20 protein-coding genes are annotated in these 21,566 nt (G+C 66.4%); 11 read left to right on the plus strand and 9 right to left on the minus strand.

The features are described 5' to 3' along the window. The first annotated feature begins 144 nt into the window (after nucleotides 1-144). The 3 genes from HY57_RS16470 (at nucleotide 145) to HY57_RS16480 (ending at nucleotide 3,380) form a co-directional block, all read left to right on the plus strand. The gene (locus HY57_RS16470) at nucleotides 145-1,296 is read left to right on the plus strand and encodes an acyltransferase family protein (RefSeq protein ID WP_019464822.1); all 1,152 of its coding nucleotides are present in this window, start codon (nucleotides 145-147) and stop codon (nucleotides 1,294-1,296) included. A 303-nt stretch (nucleotides 1,297-1,599) separates the two neighbouring features. Next, entirely contained in the window at nucleotides 1,600-2,439 is an 840-nt protein-coding gene (locus HY57_RS16475; RefSeq protein WP_019464821.1) for a PP2C family protein-serine/threonine phosphatase, read from the plus strand. Further along, nucleotides 2,436-3,380 (plus strand): LysM peptidoglycan-binding domain-containing protein, encoded by a 945-nt coding sequence (locus HY57_RS16480; RefSeq protein ID WP_050997889.1) that lies wholly within the window; start codon nucleotides 2,436-2,438, stop codon nucleotides 3,378-3,380. The genes HY57_RS16475 and HY57_RS16480 overlap by 4 nt, the downstream gene beginning before the upstream one ends. Nucleotides 3,381-3,393: 13 nt before the next feature. Here the strand turns inward: HY57_RS16480 and HY57_RS16485 are convergent, their stop codons facing one another. The 3 genes from HY57_RS16485 to HY57_RS16495 form a co-directional block, all read right to left on the minus strand. Then, nucleotides 3,394-5,100 carry a protein kinase domain-containing protein gene (locus tag HY57_RS16485; protein ID WP_235186581.1) on the minus strand — a complete coding sequence of 569 codons (1,707 nt, stop codon included), beginning with the start codon at nucleotides 5,098-5,100 and terminating at the stop codon, nucleotides 3,394-3,396. Next, nucleotides 5,088-5,612, minus strand: coding sequence for an FHA domain-containing protein (locus HY57_RS16490; RefSeq protein WP_100218175.1), 525 nt, complete (start codon nucleotides 5,610-5,612; stop codon nucleotides 5,088-5,090). Before HY57_RS16490 ends, HY57_RS16485 begins: the two co-directional genes overlap by 13 nt. Nucleotides 5,613-5,845: 233 nt before the next feature. Further along, nucleotides 5,846-6,235 carry a hypothetical protein gene (locus tag HY57_RS16495; protein ID WP_019464817.1) on the minus strand — a complete coding sequence of 130 codons (390 nt, stop codon included), beginning with the start codon at nucleotides 6,233-6,235 and terminating at the stop codon, nucleotides 5,846-5,848. A 399-nt stretch (nucleotides 6,236-6,634) separates the two neighbouring features. On the opposite strand from HY57_RS16495, the gene HY57_RS16500 reads away from it, so the two are divergent. The 3 genes from HY57_RS16500 (at nucleotide 6,635) to HY57_RS16510 (ending at nucleotide 9,070) form a co-directional block, all read left to right on the plus strand. Then, nucleotides 6,635-8,227 (plus strand): glycoside hydrolase family 30 protein, encoded by a 1,593-nt coding sequence (locus tag HY57_RS16500; RefSeq protein ID WP_100218174.1) that lies wholly within the window; start codon nucleotides 6,635-6,637, stop codon nucleotides 8,225-8,227. 99 nt (nucleotides 8,228-8,326) lie between these two features. Further along, nucleotides 8,327-8,746, plus strand: a complete 420-nt coding sequence (locus HY57_RS16505; RefSeq protein ID WP_157786182.1) for a nuclear transport factor 2 family protein — start codon at nucleotides 8,327-8,329, stop codon at nucleotides 8,744-8,746. Nucleotides 8,747-8,782: 36 nt separating this feature from the next. Beyond that, nucleotides 8,783-9,070, plus strand: coding sequence for a hypothetical protein (locus tag HY57_RS16510; RefSeq protein WP_144240845.1), 288 nt, complete (start codon nucleotides 8,783-8,785; stop codon nucleotides 9,068-9,070). A gap of 40 nt (nucleotides 9,071-9,110) precedes the next feature. On the opposite strand, the gene HY57_RS16515 is transcribed toward HY57_RS16510, so the two are convergent. Both HY57_RS16515 and HY57_RS16520 read right to left on the minus strand, forming a co-directional pair. After that, nucleotides 9,111-10,463, minus strand: a complete 1,353-nt coding sequence (locus HY57_RS16515; protein ID WP_026033845.1) for a phenylacetate--CoA ligase family protein — start codon at nucleotides 10,461-10,463, stop codon at nucleotides 9,111-9,113. A gap of 207 nt (nucleotides 10,464-10,670) precedes the next feature. Beyond that, on the minus strand, nucleotides 10,671-12,134 hold the full coding sequence (locus tag HY57_RS16520; protein WP_019464811.1) for a phytoene desaturase family protein: 1,464 nt from the start codon (nucleotides 12,132-12,134) through the stop codon (nucleotides 10,671-10,673). Between the two features lie 139 nt (nucleotides 12,135-12,273). Here HY57_RS16520 and HY57_RS16525 point away from each other — a divergent pair, with 139 nt between their 5' ends. Both HY57_RS16525 and HY57_RS21700 read left to right on the plus strand, forming a co-directional pair. Then, a complete protein-coding gene (locus HY57_RS16525; protein WP_026033844.1) occupies nucleotides 12,274-12,873 on the plus strand; it encodes a TetR/AcrR family transcriptional regulator in 600 nt (199 codons plus the stop codon). A gap of 102 nt (nucleotides 12,874-12,975) precedes the next feature. Further along, nucleotides 12,976-13,713 (plus strand): hypothetical protein, encoded by a 738-nt coding sequence (locus HY57_RS21700; RefSeq protein WP_144240846.1) that lies wholly within the window; start codon nucleotides 12,976-12,978, stop codon nucleotides 13,711-13,713. A 48-nt stretch (nucleotides 13,714-13,761) separates the two neighbouring features. On the opposite strand, the gene HY57_RS16535 is transcribed toward HY57_RS21700, so the two are convergent. From HY57_RS16535 to HY57_RS16550, 4 genes are read right to left on the minus strand one after another with little or no spacing between them, the layout of a single operon-like run. After that, nucleotides 13,762-14,406, minus strand: a complete 645-nt coding sequence (locus tag HY57_RS16535; RefSeq protein WP_019464808.1) for a DUF2894 domain-containing protein — start codon at nucleotides 14,404-14,406, stop codon at nucleotides 13,762-13,764. Then, nucleotides 14,399-15,043, minus strand: a complete 645-nt coding sequence (locus tag HY57_RS16540; protein ID WP_019464807.1) for an OmpA family protein — start codon at nucleotides 15,041-15,043, stop codon at nucleotides 14,399-14,401. The genes HY57_RS16535 and HY57_RS16540 overlap by 8 nt, the downstream gene beginning before the upstream one ends. Next, nucleotides 15,040-17,415, minus strand: coding sequence for a DUF802 domain-containing protein (locus tag HY57_RS16545; protein ID WP_019464806.1), 2,376 nt, complete (start codon nucleotides 17,413-17,415; stop codon nucleotides 15,040-15,042). Before HY57_RS16545 ends, HY57_RS16540 begins: the two co-directional genes overlap by 4 nt. A gap of 37 nt (nucleotides 17,416-17,452) precedes the next feature. Further along, nucleotides 17,453-18,145, minus strand: coding sequence for a DUF3348 domain-containing protein (locus tag HY57_RS16550; RefSeq protein ID WP_026033843.1), 693 nt, complete (start codon nucleotides 18,143-18,145; stop codon nucleotides 17,453-17,455). 175 nt (nucleotides 18,146-18,320) lie between these two features. Here HY57_RS16550 and HY57_RS16555 point away from each other — a divergent pair, with 175 nt between their 5' ends. The 3 genes from HY57_RS16555 to HY57_RS16565 are packed head-to-tail and all read left to right on the plus strand — an operon-like array spanning nucleotide 18,321 to nucleotide 21,549. Further along, nucleotides 18,321-18,728, plus strand: a complete 408-nt coding sequence (locus tag HY57_RS16555; protein WP_019464804.1) for a GntR family transcriptional regulator — start codon at nucleotides 18,321-18,323, stop codon at nucleotides 18,726-18,728. A gap of 14 nt (nucleotides 18,729-18,742) precedes the next feature. Beyond that, a complete protein-coding gene (locus tag HY57_RS16560) occupies nucleotides 18,743-19,654 on the plus strand; it encodes an ABC transporter ATP-binding protein (protein WP_019464803.1) in 912 nt (303 codons plus the stop codon). 20 nt (nucleotides 19,655-19,674) lie between these two features. Then, nucleotides 19,675-21,549 carry a hypothetical protein gene (locus HY57_RS16565; protein ID WP_019464802.1) on the plus strand — a complete coding sequence of 625 codons (1,875 nt, stop codon included), beginning with the start codon at nucleotides 19,675-19,677 and terminating at the stop codon, nucleotides 21,547-21,549. Nucleotides 21,550-21,566 lie beyond the last annotated feature (17 nt).

Consider the following 21,566-nt stretch of genomic DNA (forward strand, 5'->3'; position numbering starts at 1 on the left):
TGTGTGGGCGCAGGAATTTTCTCTACCGAAGAACTACCTAGATGGCGCTAGATCAGGACACGGCATCACTCCTCGGCACATGCGCGCCGCAACGATGTATCACGCTCGCTTCAACCAAATCCACGCAAAAGCGGACTCACGAGGATGAGCACGCAAACATCCCGGCTGGACTGGATACAGGCGCTGCGCGGTATCGCCGCGCTGATGGTGGTCATGGTTCACAGCCGCGGCATGCTGGCAGGCACGGCGGCAGGCCGGATAGTCGCTGACCACGTGTTGCCCTCCATGGCCATGGGCGTGGATCTGTTCTTCATCATCAGCGGCTTCTTGATGGTGTGGACCACCCGGGACTTCGACGGCAGCAAAACCTACATCGGGAACTTCCTGATCAAGCGGTTCACCAGGATCTGGCCGTTGCTGGCGATCATGACCCCCGTGGCGCTGGTGGTGGAGCACGGCTTGGGCGGCTTGCTCGACCGCCGTCTGGTGCTTTCGTACCTGGAGGGCCTTGCCTTCATTCCCCACAACCCGGGTGCCTCCGCCATCTACTTTCAGATGGCGTTGGGCGTCGCCTGGACGCTGTGTTTTGAGTGGTACTTCTACCTGGTGTTCGCGGTGTCCATGTTTTTCGGCCGGTGGCGCTATGTGGCCATGGCGGCATGGTTCACGCTGACGCTGGTGGCGATCCCGCTGGGCCGCGGAAACTACACCCTGAGTGTGGTCGCGCAACCGTTGGTGACCTGGTCCAGGTACGCCAATCTCGCCATCAACCCGATCGTCTGGGATTTTGTATCCGGCATGGCCGCCGGTTGGCTCTACGGATCCCGTATCAGGATGCCATCGGCGCGCGTGATCCATGCCACGACGCTGGTGCTCCTGATGTTGCTGTTGGCGCTCTGGAAGCCGCTGGGCATGGTGAACTTCTTTGGTCCGCTGGGGTGGGGAGCGCCGCTAACCATCGTGTTTGCCAGCATTGCGCTATTGGCCAGGGCCGACGCGATCAAGGTGCCGCGATGGTCCCTGTGGATGGGGAGCATTTCGTATGCCCTCTACCTGGTCCATGTGTACGTGTTCGAGCTGTTGCAGCGCATCGACGAAGCAGTGCCTTTGCGTCACCCGACCTTCGGGATCGCGCTTTTCCTGATACGTCCCGTGGCCGCCGTGCTCTGCGCGTGGGTCGTATTTCGATACGTGGAACATCCCCTATCCACCTGGTCACGCAAGCGCTTGCTGGGTCTGCGTTGGCCGTGGCAAATGCAGGCGAATGAAACGGGCCTTGCGCCTCATGGCCCATGAAGGCCCTTGCCTGAGAGCCGCATGGCGGCAACCCCTGGACATTCGCCTTTTCACGCTGCCGGTCGACTCACCCGGCACGGGGACACACCCTTGTCGCTCGAGCGGCCTGCCGCCCGGAGGGCTCTCGCCGGCACGGCCTTTCGGTGAGCCAAATCACGAAAGCGGGGACATGGGACGCGCCTTTGTTTAGACGGCCTTGTAGTACGGACGTTGCGCTGTACGCTGCGACCGTGGGCGGACACGATGCACCGATGCGCATCCCGTGAAAGGGACGATGCCAGGGTGGTCACTAAGGGGGCGGGGGTGGACAACTCGATCGAATTCCATGCGCTTCCCGGCATTGTGGCCGGGCGGGCGCGGGGTGGCCGCGACGCGCAGCAGGACGACCTGATCTGCTTCCACGATCCGGCAACCCGAACCTACCTGCTGGTGCTGGCCGACGGCATGGGCGGGGACGGTGCGGGCGAGCTCGCTTCCCAGGGCGTGATCGAGATGGCACGCCGTTTGTGGACGCGGGGCACGTGGCGCCACCAACCGACCTCCCTGTTTCTGGAATCGCTCTGCCAGCTGGCCCACGCCGAGCTTCGTCACCGCCAGCAGCAACTCATCGCCGGGGCGCCCCACTCCACCATCGTCGCCTTGCTCGTCAAAGATCACCGCATCGCCTGGGCCCACGTTGGCGACAGCCGGCTCTACCGTTTCCATGGTCGACGCCTGATGGGGCGCACCGAGGATCACAGCCTTGCGCAGCTGAAGTATCGCCGGGGCGAGATATCCGAGCGTGAACTCGTCACGCATGCCGACCAGCAACAGCTGCTGCGCGGCCTGGGTGGTCCCGAGGAACCGGTGGTTGAGCACGGCAGCGGCGATCTGCGCCACGGTTGCGCGTTTGTGCTGTGCAGTGACGGCGCGTGGACCCAGCTGAAGGACGAAGAACTCGGGCGTTTCGTGCAGCGCCATGACCAGCACGACGCCGTGCGCGACGCCATACACCTGGCGGTCGAACGCGGCGGCGCCAGCGGCGACAATGTCTCGCTGATCTTTATGCGCCCGCCGCTTGGCGGGCTTTGGCCTGCCCTGTGGCAGGCGGTGTTTGCAGGCAGGCGGCGCAAAGCGCCGGCCACCATGCAGGAAGAGGTATGAATGTGATCGTTGCGGTTCGTTCCAGGCCACACCTTGCGGTGTGCGCGACGCGGGCACTATGCCTCGCGGTGATGTTGGGTGCGGCAGGCTGCAGTCAGGTGGGGGCACTCAAGTCGAAAGTGGGCAGCGCCTTCAGCGGGACGCCAACGGCCACCGACACGCCGACGGCTCCCGCGCCGGACAACGATCAACCGATGAGCCTGAGCGCCATCACAGGCACGTATCTGTTGCATGGCCGCTATGCCGAAGGCGAACAGCAGTTGCGCCGCTATCTGGCCCGATACCCGAACGACCGCGCCGCGCAGAACCTGTCGCGCCAGCTGACCGTGGACCCGAAGGCGGCACTTGGTTCGGCGTCGCGCAACTACGTCGTGCAAGCAGGCGACAGTTACAGCACCCTCGCCGCGCGCGAGCTGGGGGATTCCAATCAGTTTCTGGTGCTCGCGCGTTACAACGGCTCGACCAATCCTTCCGCGCTTCGCGCGGGCGAGGTGATTCGCCTGCCGCTGATGACGACACGTGGTACGGCCTCGGGCGGTGCATCGGCGCGAGGCGGCACCCGGGACACCGCGACGGCGGCAATCCCTCCGGCAACGTCCGCGGATGCCGCACCATCCAATGAGTCGTCTGCGGCAAAGGCCCGGCGACTGCAGGCGGAAAGCACGGCCCTGCACAAGCAGGGGCAGGACGACCAGGCGCTGTCGCGCCTCGACGAGGCGCTGACACTGGATCCCCATGTGAAGCCAGCGGGCGATCCTGCCGTGCGCGCGCAGCTGCTGGCCTCGTATCACGAGCGCGCGGTGGTGCTCTATCGCGACCAGAAGCTCGATCAGGCGATTACGCTCTGGGATCGCATCCTGGCGGTCGATCCTGGTTACGAGCGCGCCGTGATCTACCGCGCGCGCGCCCAGGAGCTGCAGCGGCGCCTCAACCAGATCTGAGGCGCGGGCAGGTTCACCGGCCGGCTCGTTCCGCCGGCGGCGATACCACCAGCGTCGGCTGTTCGACAGGCTGGGCCGGCGGGCCGGGCCGCGGCGTGGCATCCACCGGGTGGCGCGATTCCAGCGCGCTGCTCATCAGGTTAAACGAAGCGAACAGTTGCCCGAGTTCGTCGCGGCGAGCGAGGCGAATGCGGTGCCGGTATTCGCCCCGTGCCACGCGCATGAGCGCGTCGCTGAGCATGGCCATCAAAGCCAGAGGCTGGCGGAACAGCCAATACGCCGCGCCCACCAGCGCCAGCAGCGTCACCAGCAATACGGCGATGATCACGCCCAGCGTGGTCCGCTGGGCCGCGACCAGCGGTGCATTGCTGACGCCAAGCCGCAGCTCGCCGACGGTCTTGTCCTGGTAACGGATAGGCACGTCGAACACCATCATGTCATCCAGGCCCGCGGAACGGCCGGTATACCGTTTCACGTCAGGAGACGAAGCCAGCGGCTGGGAGTTGCCGGCATCGGCAAGCGGTTGCCCACGGTCCGACGCGCGCGTGCTCGCCACCACCAGGCCCTGGCGATTGGCAATGGCGAGATAATGAATCTGCTGGTTGCGCGCGACATCCTGCACCAGTGCGCGGGTGGCGGCGTCATCGCCCAGCAACAGGTTTTCCGCCGATTCGCTGGCCACGACGCGGCCCAGCGAACTGCCGAAGTCAGTGGCCAGGCCGTTCACCGCGATGTTCTGCTTGGCGTAGATCCCGGCCAAGCCCAGCAGCAGCACCAGGCACAGGATGGCGCCAAGTGCGCCGATCCAGCGCAGGCGCAGAGAGATGATGCGGGTCGCGATGGGGGTTTCGTGGGTGCGCTCGTATTCGCGGCGCGCCAGGCGCAGATCGTTGATGACTTCCGCGCCGGATTGGTAGCGCGCCTCCACCGTGGGCGCCAGCAAGGTGCTGACCACATCCGTCAACAGGGCGGGAGCCGCAGGATCGAGCGGCGCAATCACGGGATGCGGATGGCGCTGCCGTTCGTGGATCAACTGCTTCACGTCCGGCATGTCCCGCCAGGGCAGCTTGCCGGTGATCAGCCAATGGAGCACCACGCCCAGCGAGAACAGATCGCTGCGCTCGTCCGCCGGTTCGCCGCGCAGGCGTTCGGGGGCCATGTAGGCGGGCGTGCCGCCGATCTGCTGGCTGCCGGTTCGTCCGCTGCGGCGTGCACGCCGCTCGGCGATGCCGAAGTCGCTGAGCTTGGCGTAATGCCAGCCGTCGGCGAGCATGATGTTTTCGGGCTTCACGTCCTGATGGATGATGCCCTGCCCGTGCGCATGATCGAGAGCGGCCGCCACCTGCGAGGCCAGCTCGATCGCCATCGACAGCGGCGGCAGGCCTTCGCGCGCCACCAGGCTGGCCAGCGTGTCGCCCGGCAGGCGCTCCATCGCGATGTAAGGACGTCCGTCGTCGGTCTCCCCGGTATCGAAAATGGTGACAATATTCGGGTGCACCAACTGCCCTGACGCCCGTGCCTCCAGCAGCAGGCGGCGGTCAGAACCCGCATCGGAAACGGCGTCACGATGAAGGCATTTGATGGCGACCGGACGATCGATGCCCGGATCGAAACCGGCATAGACCACGGCCATGGCACCCTCGCCCAGGATGCCGTCGATGCGGTAGCGACCGATATGGCGCGGTAGCTCGGGCTTGTCCACGGCGTTCAGGACAGCCACCACCCGAGCAGTGCGGCCAGCCCGGCCAGGACAAGCACGCCCGCCAGCAGCATGATGCCGCCCGGCTTGCGTGCGCGCGGTTCGCGCGTCAGGAATACGAACTCCACCTGACCGAAGCGAACGCGGTCGCCATGCTTGATGCTCGCTTCATGCACGCGCTGATCATTGACGAACGTGCCGTTGGTGGACAGCGTGTTCATCACCACGTAGTGGCCTTGCTGGTTGATGATCCACGCATGTGCCGAGGAAACGCTCGGCTCGTTCACCACGATGTCGTTGTCGTCGCGGCGACCGATGGTTTGCCGGCCGGCGCGCAAGGAGAAGCGATGGCCTTCGAGCCCGGTACTCATGCCCTGCAGCACCGGTTCGCGCTCGCTGGCGTGCCCATGGGTGCCGGGGCCCGCCTCGGCGGCCCACTGGCTCAGCTCGTCGCTGGTGAACAACTGCGTGCCCTGCGAGCCAGCAAAGCGCCGCCCGGATGCCACGGGCGCGGTATGACGAGAGTTTTCCATCGAACGCCTTGGCTGAAGAATCGCGCGGACCGTAAAGCTACCGAATCGGCCAACCGTGCACAAACTTGAACCACCGGCCAAAGCTTGCCGCTTTCCGGGCACTTACAACTTGCGCTGGTACGCATTCCCGCCTGGGAAATGGCAGATCTTCCGCGCTCCCTGGCCGGGGAGCGATCGCCCGCTGGCGCGGGCCGGCGTTATCCCGGGCGGTGTGCCGGGTCGGCCTGGATGCATCAGCTGGAGCGGATGCGCAGCCAGTTCAGGTAAATATGCTGCTCACGGTCTTCCGCGCGGTGGCCTTCGCGTTCTTCGACCACCACGCCGCGGCACGTTCGAACCTCAGCGCCATTCTGGCGCTGCACCTGCACTTCTTCGCCATGCGGCAAGGGGAAATAGGTGCCCAGCACCATGACCCCATCAGCCTCCGAAATCAGCAGCGCCGGCTTGCTGGCATCGCTCGCGCTCCAGCCGCAGGTCACGCGGATCAATACCTCCTGGGGCCGCACATGATTGCGGTTGTCGATGTTCCAGCCATCGATCTTGCTGAGCAGACTGGTGAGCCGGGGATCCTCCCAGTCCACGTTGCCGACCGAGACATCCGAACGTGTTTTGTCGTGTCCCATGCTTCCCCCTCATTGCCACCACGGTTGGCGCGACCATGGGCGATCCATGCGGATAAGCTCGGAGCCCGGCCAGCCGGCTGAAACACTCAGCCGGCTGGCGGGCCCTGAAATCACGCTAGCACGGCACGTGTGTCGAAACCATCGGCTGGAGCGGGTAGCCCGGATGACGCAGAGGGCCCCGATGCGCCGTGCGCAAGCCACGCGGATATCTCCGCCAGACGGATGACTGCACGCGCAGACAGGTCGGCTTTCCCACCGGGGCGGACTTGTGGACAATGGCCCCAGACCACCGGAGACGCCCCTGTCAGGAAACGCGCCCCACCCTGTTGTGATGCGGAAAGGCCCAGAGCTTCGTGATTCAAGTGAGCAGCGGTATGTGTGAAGGGCTGTGTACGCACCATGGATGAGCCCAGGCCGGAGTCCCGTCGGCTTGCCGCCGCCTTCATCGCCCTGCTTATCCTGCTTACCCTGGCCGTCCTCTACGCGCCGCGCTTCGAGCACCCCAGGACCGGGCCCAGGGCGACCGTGACTAGACGCCTGCTGGGGCCTTCCGTGCAGATCTGGCTGAGCACGGAGGATCGCCGCCTGAAGCTGGTGCGGCAGCCTGACATCCGGATGAGTGGCAGCAGCCCGCAACCCGCCGACGTGGTCATCGACGTTCAGAAGAAGCTCCAGACCATGGACGGGTTCGGCGCCGCACTGACGGATTCCTCGGCGTGGCTGCTGCAGAACAAGATGAGCGCGCTGCAGCGCGGTGCGATCCTGCATGAGCTGTATGGCCCGCCGCCGGGCCTCAACCTGAACATGATGCGCCTGACCATCGGCGCGTCGGACTTCTCGCTGAAGCCATACACGCTGGACGATGTCGCGCAGGGGCAGACCGACGAGCCCCTGGCCCATTTCAATGTCACGCCCAATCTTGCCGACGTGATACCGATGATGCAGGAGATCCTGGCGATCCACCCCACCCTGCTCACCATCGCCTCGCCGTGGAGCGCACCGGCATGGATGAAGGACAGTGAGAACCTGATCGGCGGCAGCTTGCTGACGCAGTACGAAAGCAACTACGCGGATTACCTGATCAAGTACCTCGATGCCTATCAAGGCTATGGCATTCCCATCTACGCACTGACCGTGCAGAACGAGCCGAACTTCTCGCCCATCACCTACCCCGGCATGGAGATGGGCGCGGACCAGCGGGCGCGCCTGGTCGGGCAATACCTGGGCCCGAAACTGGCCGCGCACAAGCCGAAAACCCGCATCCTGGAGTGGGACCACAACTGGAACCACCCCGAACAACCCCTGGCGGTGCTGGCCGACCCCGATGCCACGCGCTACGTCGACGGCGTCGCCTGGCATTGCTACGAGGGCAGCCAGGTGGCGCAGGGGCGCGTGCATCGCGCGTTTCCGCAGAAGGATACCTACATCACCGAGTGCTCCGGCGGTGACTGGGCGTCGAGCGCCAATGGCGAGCTGATCTGGTTCTCGCGCAACCTGCTGGTCACGGGCATCCGGCATTGGGCGCGCGGCGTGGTGTACTGGAACCTGGCACTGGACGAAGACCACGGCCCGCATTTCGGCGGCTGCGCCGCTTGCAAGGGCGTGATCACCATCGATTCGAAGACGGGCACGGTAAGCCGCAACGACGAGTACTACGCGCTGGCGCACTTCAGTTCGTTCGTGTTGCCCGGCGCCGTGCGCGTGACGTCCACCGACACCGACGCCGACAAGGGCATCGCCAACGTCGCGTTCCAGAACGCCTCCGAGGGGTCGGTGGTGCTGGTGATGGTGAACAGCAACAAGGAAGCACGCAGCGTGTCCGTATCGGAGGGCCCCACCCATTTCGAATACGCCATGCCGCCGCGCAGCGTGGCCACCCTCGTATGGAACACGGGCCAGCCCGGCGCCCTGATGCGGCGCGCCCTGTCGTGGCTGAACAGGACGGCCACGGGGCTGACGCCGGCACACCACGAGGCCCAGCCGCAGAACTGAACCCAGCGAGGCCTGCGTGGGGCCGGCGGCGATGTTCGCGCCGGGGGTACGATGAACGTGATTCCAAGCGCCATCCCTTTCACCGTTACGGAGAAGAAGATGCCTGCCCTCACGAACATGCTCGCGGCCATGCTGTGGCTCCCCCTGTCGGCGATGGCGTGCAGCAATACATCGCCCGACCCGGCCGAGGTGGTGCAGGCACAGGTGGATGCGTACAACGCGCATGACGTGGCCACGTTTGCCTCCTGCTACGCGGACGACGTCACCGTAACGGACCTTGGCGGCAAGCGCCCGCCGATCACGGGTAGGGATGCCTTGAAAAAGGCTTACGCATTTCTGGCGACCAGGCCCAAGGAGTTCCATGCCGCCATTGTCCAGCGCGTGGTCAACGGCCCCATCGTGGTCGACCATGAACGCCTGATGGGCCTGCCGGCCGACAAAGGCCCCGCCGATGCCATCGCGATGTATGAAGTGCGCGATGGCAAGATCCTGCACGTCTGGTTTCCGCCGCGCAGCTGACCGGCTGCGATATCACTGGGGGCAAGCATGGACTTCATGACGTCGAGGACATTCTGGCGGGTGCTGATGGCCACCTTCATCGTGCCGGCAGCCGCGCTGTTCGTCGCCTGGCTGCAGCTGTTCACGTCCATCATGAAATGCCCGCCGAAACCGGCGCCGCCGTTGAACATCGTTCCCTTCAAGTACCACGGCGTCTACTTCTACATCACCGAGCAGCAGAGCCGGTCGCACCTGTGGTTTTCCACGCACATGGCGCCGATGCTCGCGGTGCTGGTGGGGCTGGCCGTGCTTTGCCATGTGCTGTGCAACAGGTATGCGGACTGAGCAGTGCGCGTCCGCGCACCGCTCCATCCACGGGCCGGCATCAGAGCTCCGAAATCGTCAGCCGCGTCTTGCCACTGCTGGTCAGTGGAATGTCGTCCACGAAATGACAGTGCAGCTGCAGGCTGTCGCCCAGCACCTTGTGGATCTCGTGGCGGATGAAGGCCAGCGAGTCATCGTCGAAAGCCGGGCCGCGCACGATGGACACGTCCAGCCGGTCCAGCTGCCGCTGCACCACCTGGTAACGGTTGACGCCTTTGGTTTCCTTGAACAGGAACGGGAAGAACATGCCCGGCAGGATGCGTCCGTCCGGCGTGTGGATGGCATCGAGCACGCGCCCCTCCACCCGCTTGAGCAGGGGTAGCCCGCGACCGCAGCTGCATGCGTGATGCGCGGGCGTGGCCAGGTCGGTGGTGGCATAGCGGATGAAGGGCATGCCGTAGTTGGAGAGATCGGTGACCACGACTTCGCCGGTATCGCCTTCCGGCGGGGCGTCGGCCGTCTTGGGCAGCTCCACCACAAGGTGATCGGCGCTGACGTGCAGGCCTTCGTGGTGATCGCACTCGGCCGCGATCAGCATGAATTCACGGCAGCCATACGTGTTGAAGGCGGGACAGCCGAAGGCTTCCTCGATGATCTCGCGCTGGAAATCGTGCATGGCTTCGCCGCAGGAGATGAACGAGCGCGGACGATGCACGCGCCGCCCGGTATCGAGCATCCATTGCGCCAGGCGGATCAGCGGCCCGGTGTAGCCCAGCAGCACGCGCGGCTTGAATTCGTCGATGACGTCAGCGTACTCGGCCATGTTCGCTTCCGTCATGTGGAAGCTGTTGACGATGCGGCGCGAGAATGCCGCGTGGTACAGGCGCTCCCGCACGCGCTGCCGCCACGGCATGTGGCCCACGCCCGCGCCCCACAACAACAGGCTGCGCGTGCCCAGCGGCGCGCCGGCCCAGTCGTAGCCGCGCCACATCACCGCATGGCGGCGACTGTTGCTTTCGCGCGTGTAGCCGAAGCGCATGGGCTCGCCGGTGGAGCCGCCGGTGGCCTTGTAAAGCAGGTCATCGCGCAACGAGGTGGCCTTGAGGTCCTCGAAGTTCGCGCGAATGTCCGCCTTGGTGAGCAGCGGCAGCTTCGCGAAATCGTCCATGCTGCGGATATCCGCGGGCGTGATGCCCAGCTCGCGCCACTGCTTCTGGTAGTACGGCACGTCGCGATGACAGTGCTCCAGCAGTTGCTTGAGGCGCGTCCATTGCAGCTGCGCCACCTGCTCCGGCGACAGCCACTGATCCTCCTCGTACCGCTCCAGCCACGACAACGTGTCGCGGTGGCGCAGCCCCGATTCATAGGCGGGAAAAAGCACGTTTCGGAACGTTGACTCGTACCACTGACTCATATCGCTGCCCCCGTCACTTCCGGTCAGTCGACGCTGCTCAGCAACACGCTGCGTGCGCGCAAGAAATTGCGCATGTGCTTGTCGTGCAAGGCGAAAGTATCCTCCCGATACATCCCGTTGCACTTACGCCAAACTGTCACAAACCCTCGGAAAAAAGGCCTATATAGCTGGGCCGAGGAGCGGCGCGCGCATGCCTTGGCTTTTGGACTAGCGGTGCACCGACAGCAGGCTCTCCGCCGCCTGCAGGCCCGACAACATCGCCGTGGGTACGCCAAAGCCCGGATACGTGGTCTGGCCCGCGACATGCAGCCCCGGCAAGGCGGAGCGATGCGGAAAATAGGCGTTGGGATTCGCACCGGGTGCGATGCCGTAGAGCGCGCCCTCGTACAGGTGCCGCTCGCTTTCGAAAGCGGGAGGATCGAGCGTCCTTACCGTTTCGATATCCATCGACGGCAGATGCTTTCGCAAGGCAGCGAGATGGCCTTCCAGCGCGCGCCCGGTCATGGCGGGCGTCCATTCGCTGGCATGTTCGATGCCCGACACCGGTGCATAGAGCTCGATCACCGCCCTGCCCTCCGGAGCCACGCGGCTCAACACCTGGCTCGGTGATGTCCAGGAAAGCCAGCGCGGTGTACCGCGCACCACCTGATGCAGTTCGCCCTGCCGGCGCATCTCAGGCACGTGATTGACGATGAACGCGCTGGACATCGCTTCGAAGCGGCCACCCAATTGCACGGCAACGGCACGATGCGACAGCGGCGCCTTGCGTGCCGTGCGCTGCATGGCGCGCGGAACCGCTTGGGGCGGCAGCAGGTGATTGACCACGGCGAAACCGGCACAGGTAGCGATGACGTCGCGTGCCTGAAGCTGCTCGCCATCCGCCAGCGTCACACCGTTCACCCCATCGGCGCCCACGTCGATACGCGCCACCTTGCAGCCGCAGCGCACCGACACGCCTTGCGCCTGCAGTGCGCGATGCAACGCGGCGGTGATCGCGCCCATGCCCGCCTCGGGCAGATGGAAGCCCTCCTCGAGCAAGGCCAGCAGGCCGATCAGCTGGGATGACGGCAGGCGCTGCGGCGCGGTGCCGGTGTAGAGCAGGATGGACGCCACGGCTGCCTGCAGCGCGGGATCCGGAAAGTAGCGGGCGATCAGGCGATCTGCCCGGCCGGCCAGCATGGGCAGATAACGCCATAGTTGCCCCAGCGTGCGCGGCAACGACGGCTCGAACGGCAGTACGTCGTCGAGCAGGCGGCGATAAAGGGGCTGCCAGTCCTGTTGCAGCCGGCGCAGACCGTTGCGCAACAGCGCGGTGCGGTCCGCCGCGCGGGCACCCTCCACCCACGACGCATCGAGCGCGCCCAGATGCACCACCGTGCCGTCGTCGAGATGCGTCTCGTGCGGATGATCGATGGAAACCAGCGGCACATCCGCATCGAAATCCAGCCCCAGCCGCTCGAACGTGCGGCGCAGCAGCGACGGCACCGCCACATAGACCGCGCCGTTGTTGAACGTATAGCCATCGACCTGCGTCGTGGAGCAACAGCCGCCCGGCGGGTCCGCGGCTTCCAGCACGGTCACGGCGCGACCGGCGCGGGCCATGGCAAGGGCAGCGGAAAGACCGGACAAGCCGGCGCCGATCACGATGACGGGAGCAGTATGACGGGACATGGGGAACCTCATCCTGTGGTTGCATATCGGGGGCGCCGCACACCGCCAGCGGGCTGGGTCCGGCACGCCATGCTATGCTGGCATCGCCCCTAATTGAACAATGTCTAATTATGGGCATTGTTCAATATCAGGCCCGGCCATGTCCACACCCACCCGCCCACCAGGCAAGAGCGCCCGTACCCGCGAACATCTCGCCGCAGTGGCACTGACGCTGTTCGAGCAGTTCGGCTACGAGGCCGTCACCATGGAGCAGATCGCCGCCGACGCCGGCGTCGCACGGGGCACGCTGTACAACCACTTCCCCGTGAAAGAGGCGGCGCTCGTGCATGCACTGCACGGCGAGCTGGCCAACGACCTGGGGCCATTGCTGCACAAGGCGATGGCACGCCGCAGCCTGCAGTCGCGCCTAGCCGCGATACTGGATGCCTCGGCGCTATGGTGGGAGTCGCACCGCGACTACGCCGCGCCCTATATCCGCCATCGCTTCCAGGCCATCGGGAGCGGGGAACCCGGACAGAGCGACTCCGACATGTTGCCGCTCTATGCGCAGTTGATCGGGCAGGCGCAGGCGGACGGCGACGTCCGCCGGGACATCGCCGCGCCCTTGCTGGCCAGCCATCTGCATTTCCTTTATCTCGGCGCGGTGCTGCGCTGGCTGGACGGCGAATCCGCCAGCCTGCGCACCGAATTGTCGCGCTCCCTGAAATTCTTCATGGCGGGGGCTGCGCCCGGGCGTTGAGCCCCGCGCAAACGCGCGTCTACCGGGTGGAGTGCGTCACACGCCAACGCGGAACTTCGCGTCGCATGCCACGGTCTGCTTTCCGGGGCAAAGGAGCGATGCATGAAGCAGGGTTCCGCAGGGAGTGCCAACGCGAGGGAGTCCGCACGGCGCGTGCTGATCTACGCCGTGCTCATGCTTTTCCATGGCACACTGCTGATCCAGTTGCTTCGCCCCCCCCAGTCCTTCGACACATCGGACCTCCCGCACCGGACGCAGGAAAACGTGTACTGGACGGTGCCAATACACCCCGAAGCCAGACAACGACCCTCATCCGCACCAGCTTCCCGCGAATCCATCACGGCGACGCGCCAATCGACCGCCCGGCCCGCCAGCACGGAGCACCCCACTTCTCGCGTCACGATATCGCCTCCGCCCGTATCTCCCCACGCCGAGTCGCCGGCACCCGTCACCGACGCATCGCCATCCGCCGCGACAACGCAGCCATCAGTCCCGATGCCATCGGGCGAAGCGGCTTCGCAAGGGTATGTCGCGGGCGGCAGCTTGCTGGGGCATGGGCCGGAAAGTAAGGCGGGAGTACGGCTGCCCGGTTCCGATCACGCGGTGGTTCAGGGCATCCAGCTGATCGATCCGGACAAGCAGGGCATCAAGTATCTGGTGCATCGCCTGCAGCATCGATTCGGCGTCCCGGATCGCCATTGCGTCGATGTCGATGCATGGCGGGCGATGACCACCGAGCAGCTGATCGATCGTCACGTCACGCCGGAGGAAGTGGAGACGCAAGCGCAGAAGTACGATTGCAACAAGGACACTCCGCTTGGCCATCCCCGCATGGGATGAGGCAGCATGGCGGCGATCAGTCCGCCGCACCGATGCAAGCCGCCGGCCTCACTCGCGCCGTGTACCTGCCTTGGCCCGCGAACGCTTCTTCGGGCTCGCCAACGGCGAGGCTTCCCGGGATGCCACGGCAGCACTGCCATTCATCTGCTCGATCCACGAAAGATCGTCGATGTAGGCCAGGAAGTGCTGCAGGTAGCCCGGCGAAAGTTCGCGCATCAGCGCGACGGCGCGATGCACGAGCGCGCGCGAATTAAGCGGCCCGGCGTTCTCCGGTGCGTCTTCCATGGACTGGCGCAACTGGCTCTCGGTACGCACCGAGGACCAGATCTTCCTGAACTCGCCCAGCAGTTCCATTTCCTGAGCCGGCGCGGCGGCATCGGCCACCGGACTGTCGCTGCGCGCGGCGGCAGCGCGTGCGAGCTGGTCGATCAGTTCGCCAAACACGCCGCGCGCCGATGCGTCGACGGTGCGTTCCGTGACACGGATGGCCTCTTCCATCGAGCGCTCGATATCCGCTGCGTAGGCATCGAGCAAGGCGCGCAGCTTTTCATCCAGCACACGTCGTGCCTCGCCTTCGTGGCGAGCTGCGCGCGTCGCCAGCGCGTCCATGAAATGGAAGCGGATGGGGTCGAGGCGATCCGCGCCCTGCTCACGCCAGGCGTCGAGTAGCGCGCGATGGCTTTCGTCAGTCATGGGACGCGGCGGCGTTCGACGGCTTGGGCATCGGCGCGATCTCCACGCGACGGTTCTTCGCCCTGCCCTCTTCGTTCGCGTTCGAGCTCACCGGCTGCTCGGCGCCGAACGCCGCGCCAAACACCGACGAGGCGGGCACGCCTTCGGCGATCAGGGTACGGGTGACGGTCAGCGCGCGCTCTGCGGAAAGCTCCCAGTTGTCGGCGAACTGACGGTTGCCATCACGTACCTGCTGGTCGTCGGTGAAGCCGCTCACCATCAGGATTTCATCGCGGGACCGCAGATAGTCGGTCAGCGGACCGGCCAGGCTCTTCAGCAGGTCGCGTCCTTCCGGCTGCAGCTGGGCGGAGTTGAGCGCGAACAGCACGTTGCCGCGAATGCCGATGCGCCCGTCCACCAGCGTCACGCGACCGGCGGCCAGTGGCGCAGCCAGTGCCTGCTCCAGCGTCTTGCGGCGCTGTGCTTCGGCCTGGTGCTGCTTCATCTCTTCGTCCAGTCGGTGGGTGAGTTGCAGCTGCATGCCAATCACGCCGACCAGGATCAGCACGAAGGCGCCCAGCAGCACCGACATCAGGTCGCCGAAGGCGGCCCAGATGGGTGCGTTGGATTCGCCTTCGACCTCGATCTCGTCGTTCATGCGGTTTCAGTCCCGGCGGCGATGCGCTGGTCGGCGATCTGCCGCAGGTCTTCGATCACCTGCTTTTGCGAAAGCATGCTCAGGTCGACCACTTCCCTCGCCTGCGCCACGTAGTACGCGAGCTGTTCATCGCTGCGCGCGAGCGTCTTGTCCAGTGCGTCGGCGATGTGCTGCAGGCGTTCCATCAGCGCTTCGTTCGACTGGCCGTACGAATGCACCGCCGCGCCGAAGGTGTCGCCCAGACTTGCCACTTCGACCGCGCTGCCAGTGACCTGCGCGGCCACCGCGCCGAGCTTGCCGGTTTCGGCTTCGATGTGGTCGGTGAAGCGGGTACTGACACGATCGAGCAGGTCGGCCGAGGTGGCGACCAGCGCATCCACCGCTTCGCGCTGCTCGGTGGAGGCGTGGTTCACCGCATCCAGCAAGGTTTCCAGCGTGGCAAGCAGGCGGCTGCGTTCTTCCAGCATCGCCGTGTCGCGCACCATGCTGTCGGACAGCTTCTGGCGTAGCTCGGCAACCACGTCGGCCGCGGCCTTCGGCGCTTCCGAGGCGGCCTGCACCAGGCGCGAGATCTCCGCGATGGTGTCGCTGGCGTGTGCCTGTGCCTGGGCGGAGATGTCGCTGGCGGTCTGCGCCAGCGTGTTGCAGATCTCCTGCTGGCGGCTGGCGACATGCTCGCCCGTCTGCGCCCACTGTTCGCCCAGCGTGTTGGCGATGGTGCCAAGCGCTTCCGTCCACGTCGCCAGGCGCTGCTGGTCGCGCGCTTCCAGTGCGGTCTGCAGACCCGCGTGCGATTCGCGCACGGTGCCGACCAGGGCGGCCGCGTGCTGCTCGAAGGTGGCGGCGGCGGCGGCGAGCGCCTGCTGGTTGCGGCTGGCGAGGTCGTCATTGACGCCGGCCTGCTGCGACAGCGCCTTGTTCCACGCCTCTGCGACATGGCCAGCGGTGGCATCGAAGCGCGTGGCCACGCCGTCGATCAGCGCCGCCGAGCGCTGCTCGAAGGTTTCGGTGAAGCGCGCGAGCGAGCCGCGCAGGTCATCGGCTGCCGCCTCGCTGGACTGGCGATGCTCCGCCAGCGCCTTGCTCCAGAGTTCCGCGACGGTGGCGGTGGTGTTCGCCAGACCGCTGGTGAGGCCGTCCAGCTGCTGCTGCACCGCCTGCGTAACGACGCCGTGCAGCGAGGCGGTTTCGCGCGCCAGCCCCGCCATGGTGGCTTCCACCACCGGCTGCAGCGTGGCGCTGGATGCACGCGCGCTCTCGGCGACGCTGTCCTTCAGTGATTGCTCCACGGAGGCGGCGAGATGCGTGTAGGCCGCTTCGGCCCGCGCATGGAAGGCATCATGGCCGGCGAGTTGCTGCTCGCTCGCGACAAGGCTCTTCTGCAGCAGGGCATCGGCGGCACGCGCACTCTCGGTGACGCTGTCCTTCAACGACTGCTCCACTGAGGCAGCAAGCCGGGTATAGGCCGCTTCGACCCGCGTGTGGAAGGCGTCGTAGCTGGCAAGCTGATGCTCATTCGCGGCAAGGCCCTGCTGCAGCACGGCACTGGAGGCGCGCGCGCTTTCGGCCACGCTTTCCTTCAGCGACTGCTGCACGGACGCGGCCAGGTGCGTGTAGGCCGCCTCGGTGCGCGAGTGGAAGGTTTCCTGGCTGGCAAGCTGGCGCTCGTTCGCCACGGTGCTGTGTTGTTCGATGGCGACCATCATGGCCTGCAGGCGCTCGACCAGCGCCGGCATCACGGCGGACTGCTGCTGCAGCAGCTTGAAGGCTTCGTCGCGCTGGTGGGCCTGCGAATGCACGCGCAGGCTGGTGGCGATGTTCGCATCCAGCGCCTGCACGACCTGCAGGCGCTCGCGCCGGCACAACGCGGACAGCAGGCCGAGCATGGCCGAGGTCGCCACACCGGCGATCGAGGTGCCGAACGCAAAGCCCAGGCCTTTCACCGGTGCGGCCAGCGAGCCGCGGATGGCCTGCAGGTCCGTCGCGCTTTCCAGCGCCATGCCGGTGCCGCGCAGCGTCGCCATCATGCCGAGCAGCGTGCCCAGCATGCCGAGCAACACCAGCAGGCCGACCAGGTACGGCGTCAACGTCGGCGCCGGCAGGGCCACGCGCTCGCCTTCCACGCGCAGGCGCACGGCGCTGCGCAGGCTGGGATGCAGGCGGCCGAGCCATTCGCCCAGGCTGCCTTGCGCGGCGGAGGCATCCGCCACGGCGTGCGCCAGCGTGGCCGTCGCCTGCCGGTAACGGTGCAACTCCAGCGCACCGGCCACGTAGCAGGCGCCGATCACCGTCGCGACGGCCGCACCCAGCGGATTCGAACCGATATAGCCCGCGCCGATCCAGCACACGGCCACGAGGCCTACAGCGAACACAGCAAGATTAAGCAGATTCTTCAACGTGACTTCTCGATTAGCGGGCGCGAAGGGCTGCAAGCAGGCCTTCGACCGGTTGAAAACGAACATCCAGTTCGGCGAGCAATACGCTCTGCATGTCCTTGCGAAACCCACTTAGCCAGGCGCTGGCCGACGCCGTGGACGCCTCCCCCGACGACGCCACGCGCAGGCGTTCGAAGTGCTCGCCCAGCAAGGCCGGCACGGCGGCGAGCAGCATCTGCTCGCGCGGGCTCAGCGCCAGCTCCATCACCGAGTCCACCTCGGCGAGCCGGGCCAGCTCCACGGACTGCCGCGCCAGCATGTCCCGCAGGCGGCCGCGCAGATGCCCGGTGCCGGCCTGCATGCGCCGCTGCAGCGTGAGGTAGCGCTGGCGGAACACCGCGTAATCGGGGACCGCATCCGCAGCACCCTCTTCCGCGTCCCCGACGGCCAGCACCGGGTCACCGGCAATCGCCTGCGCCAGCGAGCCGCGGATGCGGGCGCACTCTTCCTCCTCCTCGCTGCCGAAGGACGGCCCGTCCAGGCCATCGCCGGATGGCCTGCCATCCAGCGCGGTGGACAGCGCAATGGCATGCGACCAGTCGAGCCACTGGCTCAACCGGTCCGGCAGTGACTGCCTGGAAGCGGGAACGTCGACGTCCGTCAGGCGAGCGAGCAAGCGGATGAACGTCGGGCCACGAACGGCCGTTCGCTGAGGGACTTGCACCATACGTCTGGCTAAAAACCGTCGATTTTACACATTGACGACAGCGACCGCTCCCTGCGGCCGCCAGCCCTTGCCAGGCCTCGCCGACAGCGTGACAGCGAACCCAGGCAGATGGCGGTATTGACACCGATCCGCACCAACTGTACTACTACACGCAGTACAGCCAGGAGCCGCTCCCATGACCCGCACCCAGGCATTGGCGATCAGCATCGCCACCGGCGACACCCGCTCGATCAGCAGGCAGATCGTCGACGCGGTGCGCATGAAGGTGGCGCGTGGCGAACTTCAGCCCGGCGTCCAGCTGCCCAGCGTGCGCGGCCTGGCCCAGCAGCTGTCGATCAACCCGAACACCGTGGCCAAGGCCTACGCGGAACTCACCGCGGAAGGCTGGCTGCAGGCCCGCCAGGGCCTTGGGCTCTACGTGGCGGAGCCGCGCGCGCGGCTCTCCGCGCAGGAGCGCGACCACCGCCTGGCCGAGGCCGTCAATCGCTTCGTCAACGAGGTGGTGGCGCTTGGCTTATCGCCCGACACCGCCCTCGCCCGCCTGGACGACGCACTGCGCGTCGTCACGCGTCGATCCGCCTGAGCAGGAGGCTCCGCATGAACACGCACGTTCCCATCATCCGCACCGAAGGCCTCGACATGCGCTTCGGCAGCAAGCAGGCCATCGACAAGCTAGACCTCGCGCTGGAGCCAGGCATGACCCACGCCATCGTGGGTGCCAATGGCGCCGGCAAGTCCACGCTTTTCCGCATCCTGCTCGGTTTCATGAAACCCACGGGCGGCCGTGCGTGGGCGCTGGGCTGCCCCAGCGATGCACTGACGCCGGAGGTTCGCGGACGCATCGGCTTCGTCAACGAGGAACACACACTGCCCACATGGATGCGCGTGGACGAGCTCGTCGGCGTGCAGCGAAGCCAGTACGCGCACTGGCAACAAGCCACCTACGACGACGTCATCGGGCATTTCGACGTACGCGCCAGCCAGCGCATCGGCGAGCTGTCGCGTGGCGAACGCGCCGGCGTGAATCTGGCGCTGAGCCTGGCGCAGTCACCTGAGCTGCTAATCCTGGACGAGCCCACGCTCGGCCTGGACGTGGTCGCCAAGCGCGCGTTCCTCGAAGCGCTGCTCTACGCCACCACCGAACAGGCGCGCTCGGTGGTGTACTGCTCACACCAGATGGACGAGATCGAACGCGTCGCCGACAACCTGATCATCCTGGAACGCGGCTCGTTGCGGCATATGTCGCCACCGGACGAGTTCACTGCCGGCGTCCGCTACTGGATCGCCGAGATGCCGTTCCGTGGCCCCGACCCGAAACTCGTGCCGGGACTGCTGCAGATGCAGCGCATCGACGGCCTGCACCACTACCTCGTCGCCGATGCCGACGACTCGTTCGCCGACTTCCTGACACAGCACGGCGCGCGCTCCATGCACAGCATGCCGGTGAGCCTGGACCAGGCCGTCAACGGCTTTCTCGCCCAGCGCCATCGCGCGCCCGTGGCTGCCTGACCTCTCCAAGGAACCAACCCATGTGGCTTCTGTTCAAGGCTGAACTCCGCCGCTTTCGCGTCGCGGGCGCCATCGCGTGCCTCGCTCATCTGGTCGTGCTCGGCTTCCTCTCGCGCACGACCGACCTCGCCCAGCAAACCGCCCAGACCTACCGCATCTTCGCCGCCTGCTACGTACTGGGCGGACTGGTCCTGGGCGCCTACCAGATGATGAGCTACGCGCGCCCGCCAGCCTGGGTACAGCTGATCCACCGCCCGTTGCCGGCCTGGCGCATCGGTGTCGCGCTGATGGCGGCGGGCGCGGCATGGATCGCGCTCGCCGTGGCACTGCCCATCCTGTTGATCGCCGCGTGGCAGGCCGGCATGACGGCGCGCGTGGTCGACCTGCGCCACTGGCTGATGCCGCTGCCCGCGTTGACGACCGGCATGATCGGTTACGCGCTGGGCGCATACGTGGTGCTCGCCAACCGCCGGGTCGGCTTCGGCGCGGTGGTGTTTCTGCTGTTGGTGTGGATGGCGCACGCACAGGCCTTCAATGCACTGCTGCTGCAGTGGCTGGTGGCCGGCTATCTCGCCGCGTTGCTGTGGATCGTGTTCCGCCCCGACCGGCAGGCCATTCCGGCGTCGGCTGGGCGTCTGGGCCTGGTGTTCGCGCCTGTGGTGTTTGCGCTTTACCTGGCCTTGCTCACCACGCTGAAAGTCGGCTTGCAGATCAGCTGGATCCTGCTGGGCACGGCACCGGCGACGGCCGCTGTACCGCCCGTGGATTCCGTGCAGGAGAGCCAGCGTGCCACGGACAAGGCGCTGATGCTGCAAGGACTCAAGGTCAGCCGCGATGCCGCCGCCCCGCAATGGATGACGGAAGTTACCCGGCTGGAAAAGCTGGAACGTTACGGGCCGCTGTTCGACGAACTACCCGTGCGCGGGCAGTTCACCAACCTGCTTCCGCTGAGCTTCCCCGATGCCGCCAACGATACGGCGTGGACATTCAGCCATGACCGCATGCGCTTCGTCGGACGCGGGCTGGCCGACGACCGTAGCGACCGTGGCACGCTCACGCCGCCGCACGCCGCCACGTTCGCCACGCCGGCCATGCCCATCGCCGGTGTGCTGGGCGCCAGCGACGCCGAAAGCGTGCTCATCCTCAACCAGCACAGCGCGTGGCGCTACGAGCCGCGCACGCACGCCATGGACACGCTGCTTGAACTGCCGGCGCAAGAGGTGTTCGCCTCCCCGCTGATGCGGGTGGGCAGCCACCTGGCCGCGCTGAGCGACCAGGCGCTCTACGTGGGCAACGCCAACCGGCGCGCCGAGGGCCTGCCCGTGCGCATTCCGCTGCCAGGTCCGGTCAGCGTGCTCGGTCGGGTAAGCATTGCCGATGTCAGCGACGGTTATCTCGTCTCGCTCACGTTCCTGCGCAATCTGCGCTATGAATCGTTCCCGCGCGTGCAGCACGTGGTGCATGTGGACGCAAGCGGCCACTGGCGCATCGTCGCGACACGTCCGCTAACGCAGGATTTCCCCGTGTGGTACCGCTATATCGGCTGGTGGTTGTCGCCACTGCTCGATCGCAGCGGCCTGATGCTGACCTCGATGTTTGCCGCGCAGCCTTCGCTTGATCCCATCGACCCGGTACGGCCGCCGGCGGGCATCCTGTGGCTCGCCGTTGCCTGCGCCCTGGCCTGCCTCGCGATGACGGTGCTGCATGCGCGACGCCTGCGGCTTGCCACCCGCGCCACCGTTGCCTGGGCTATCGTCAACGCCGCCCTGGGGCCCGCCGGCCTCCTGGCTTTCTGGCTGGTGGGTGCGCATGCATTCGCCCATGCCGCGACGAACCAGCGGCGCCCGATGGCGCGGTCGCCGCAACAGCCTCGCCTGGATCACGCCACGCCGTGACATACACCACACCACCA

This window comes from Dyella japonica A8 (assembly GCF_000725385.1).
Taxonomy (GTDB): Bacteria; Pseudomonadota; Gammaproteobacteria; order Xanthomonadales; family Rhodanobacteraceae; genus Dyella; species Dyella japonica_C.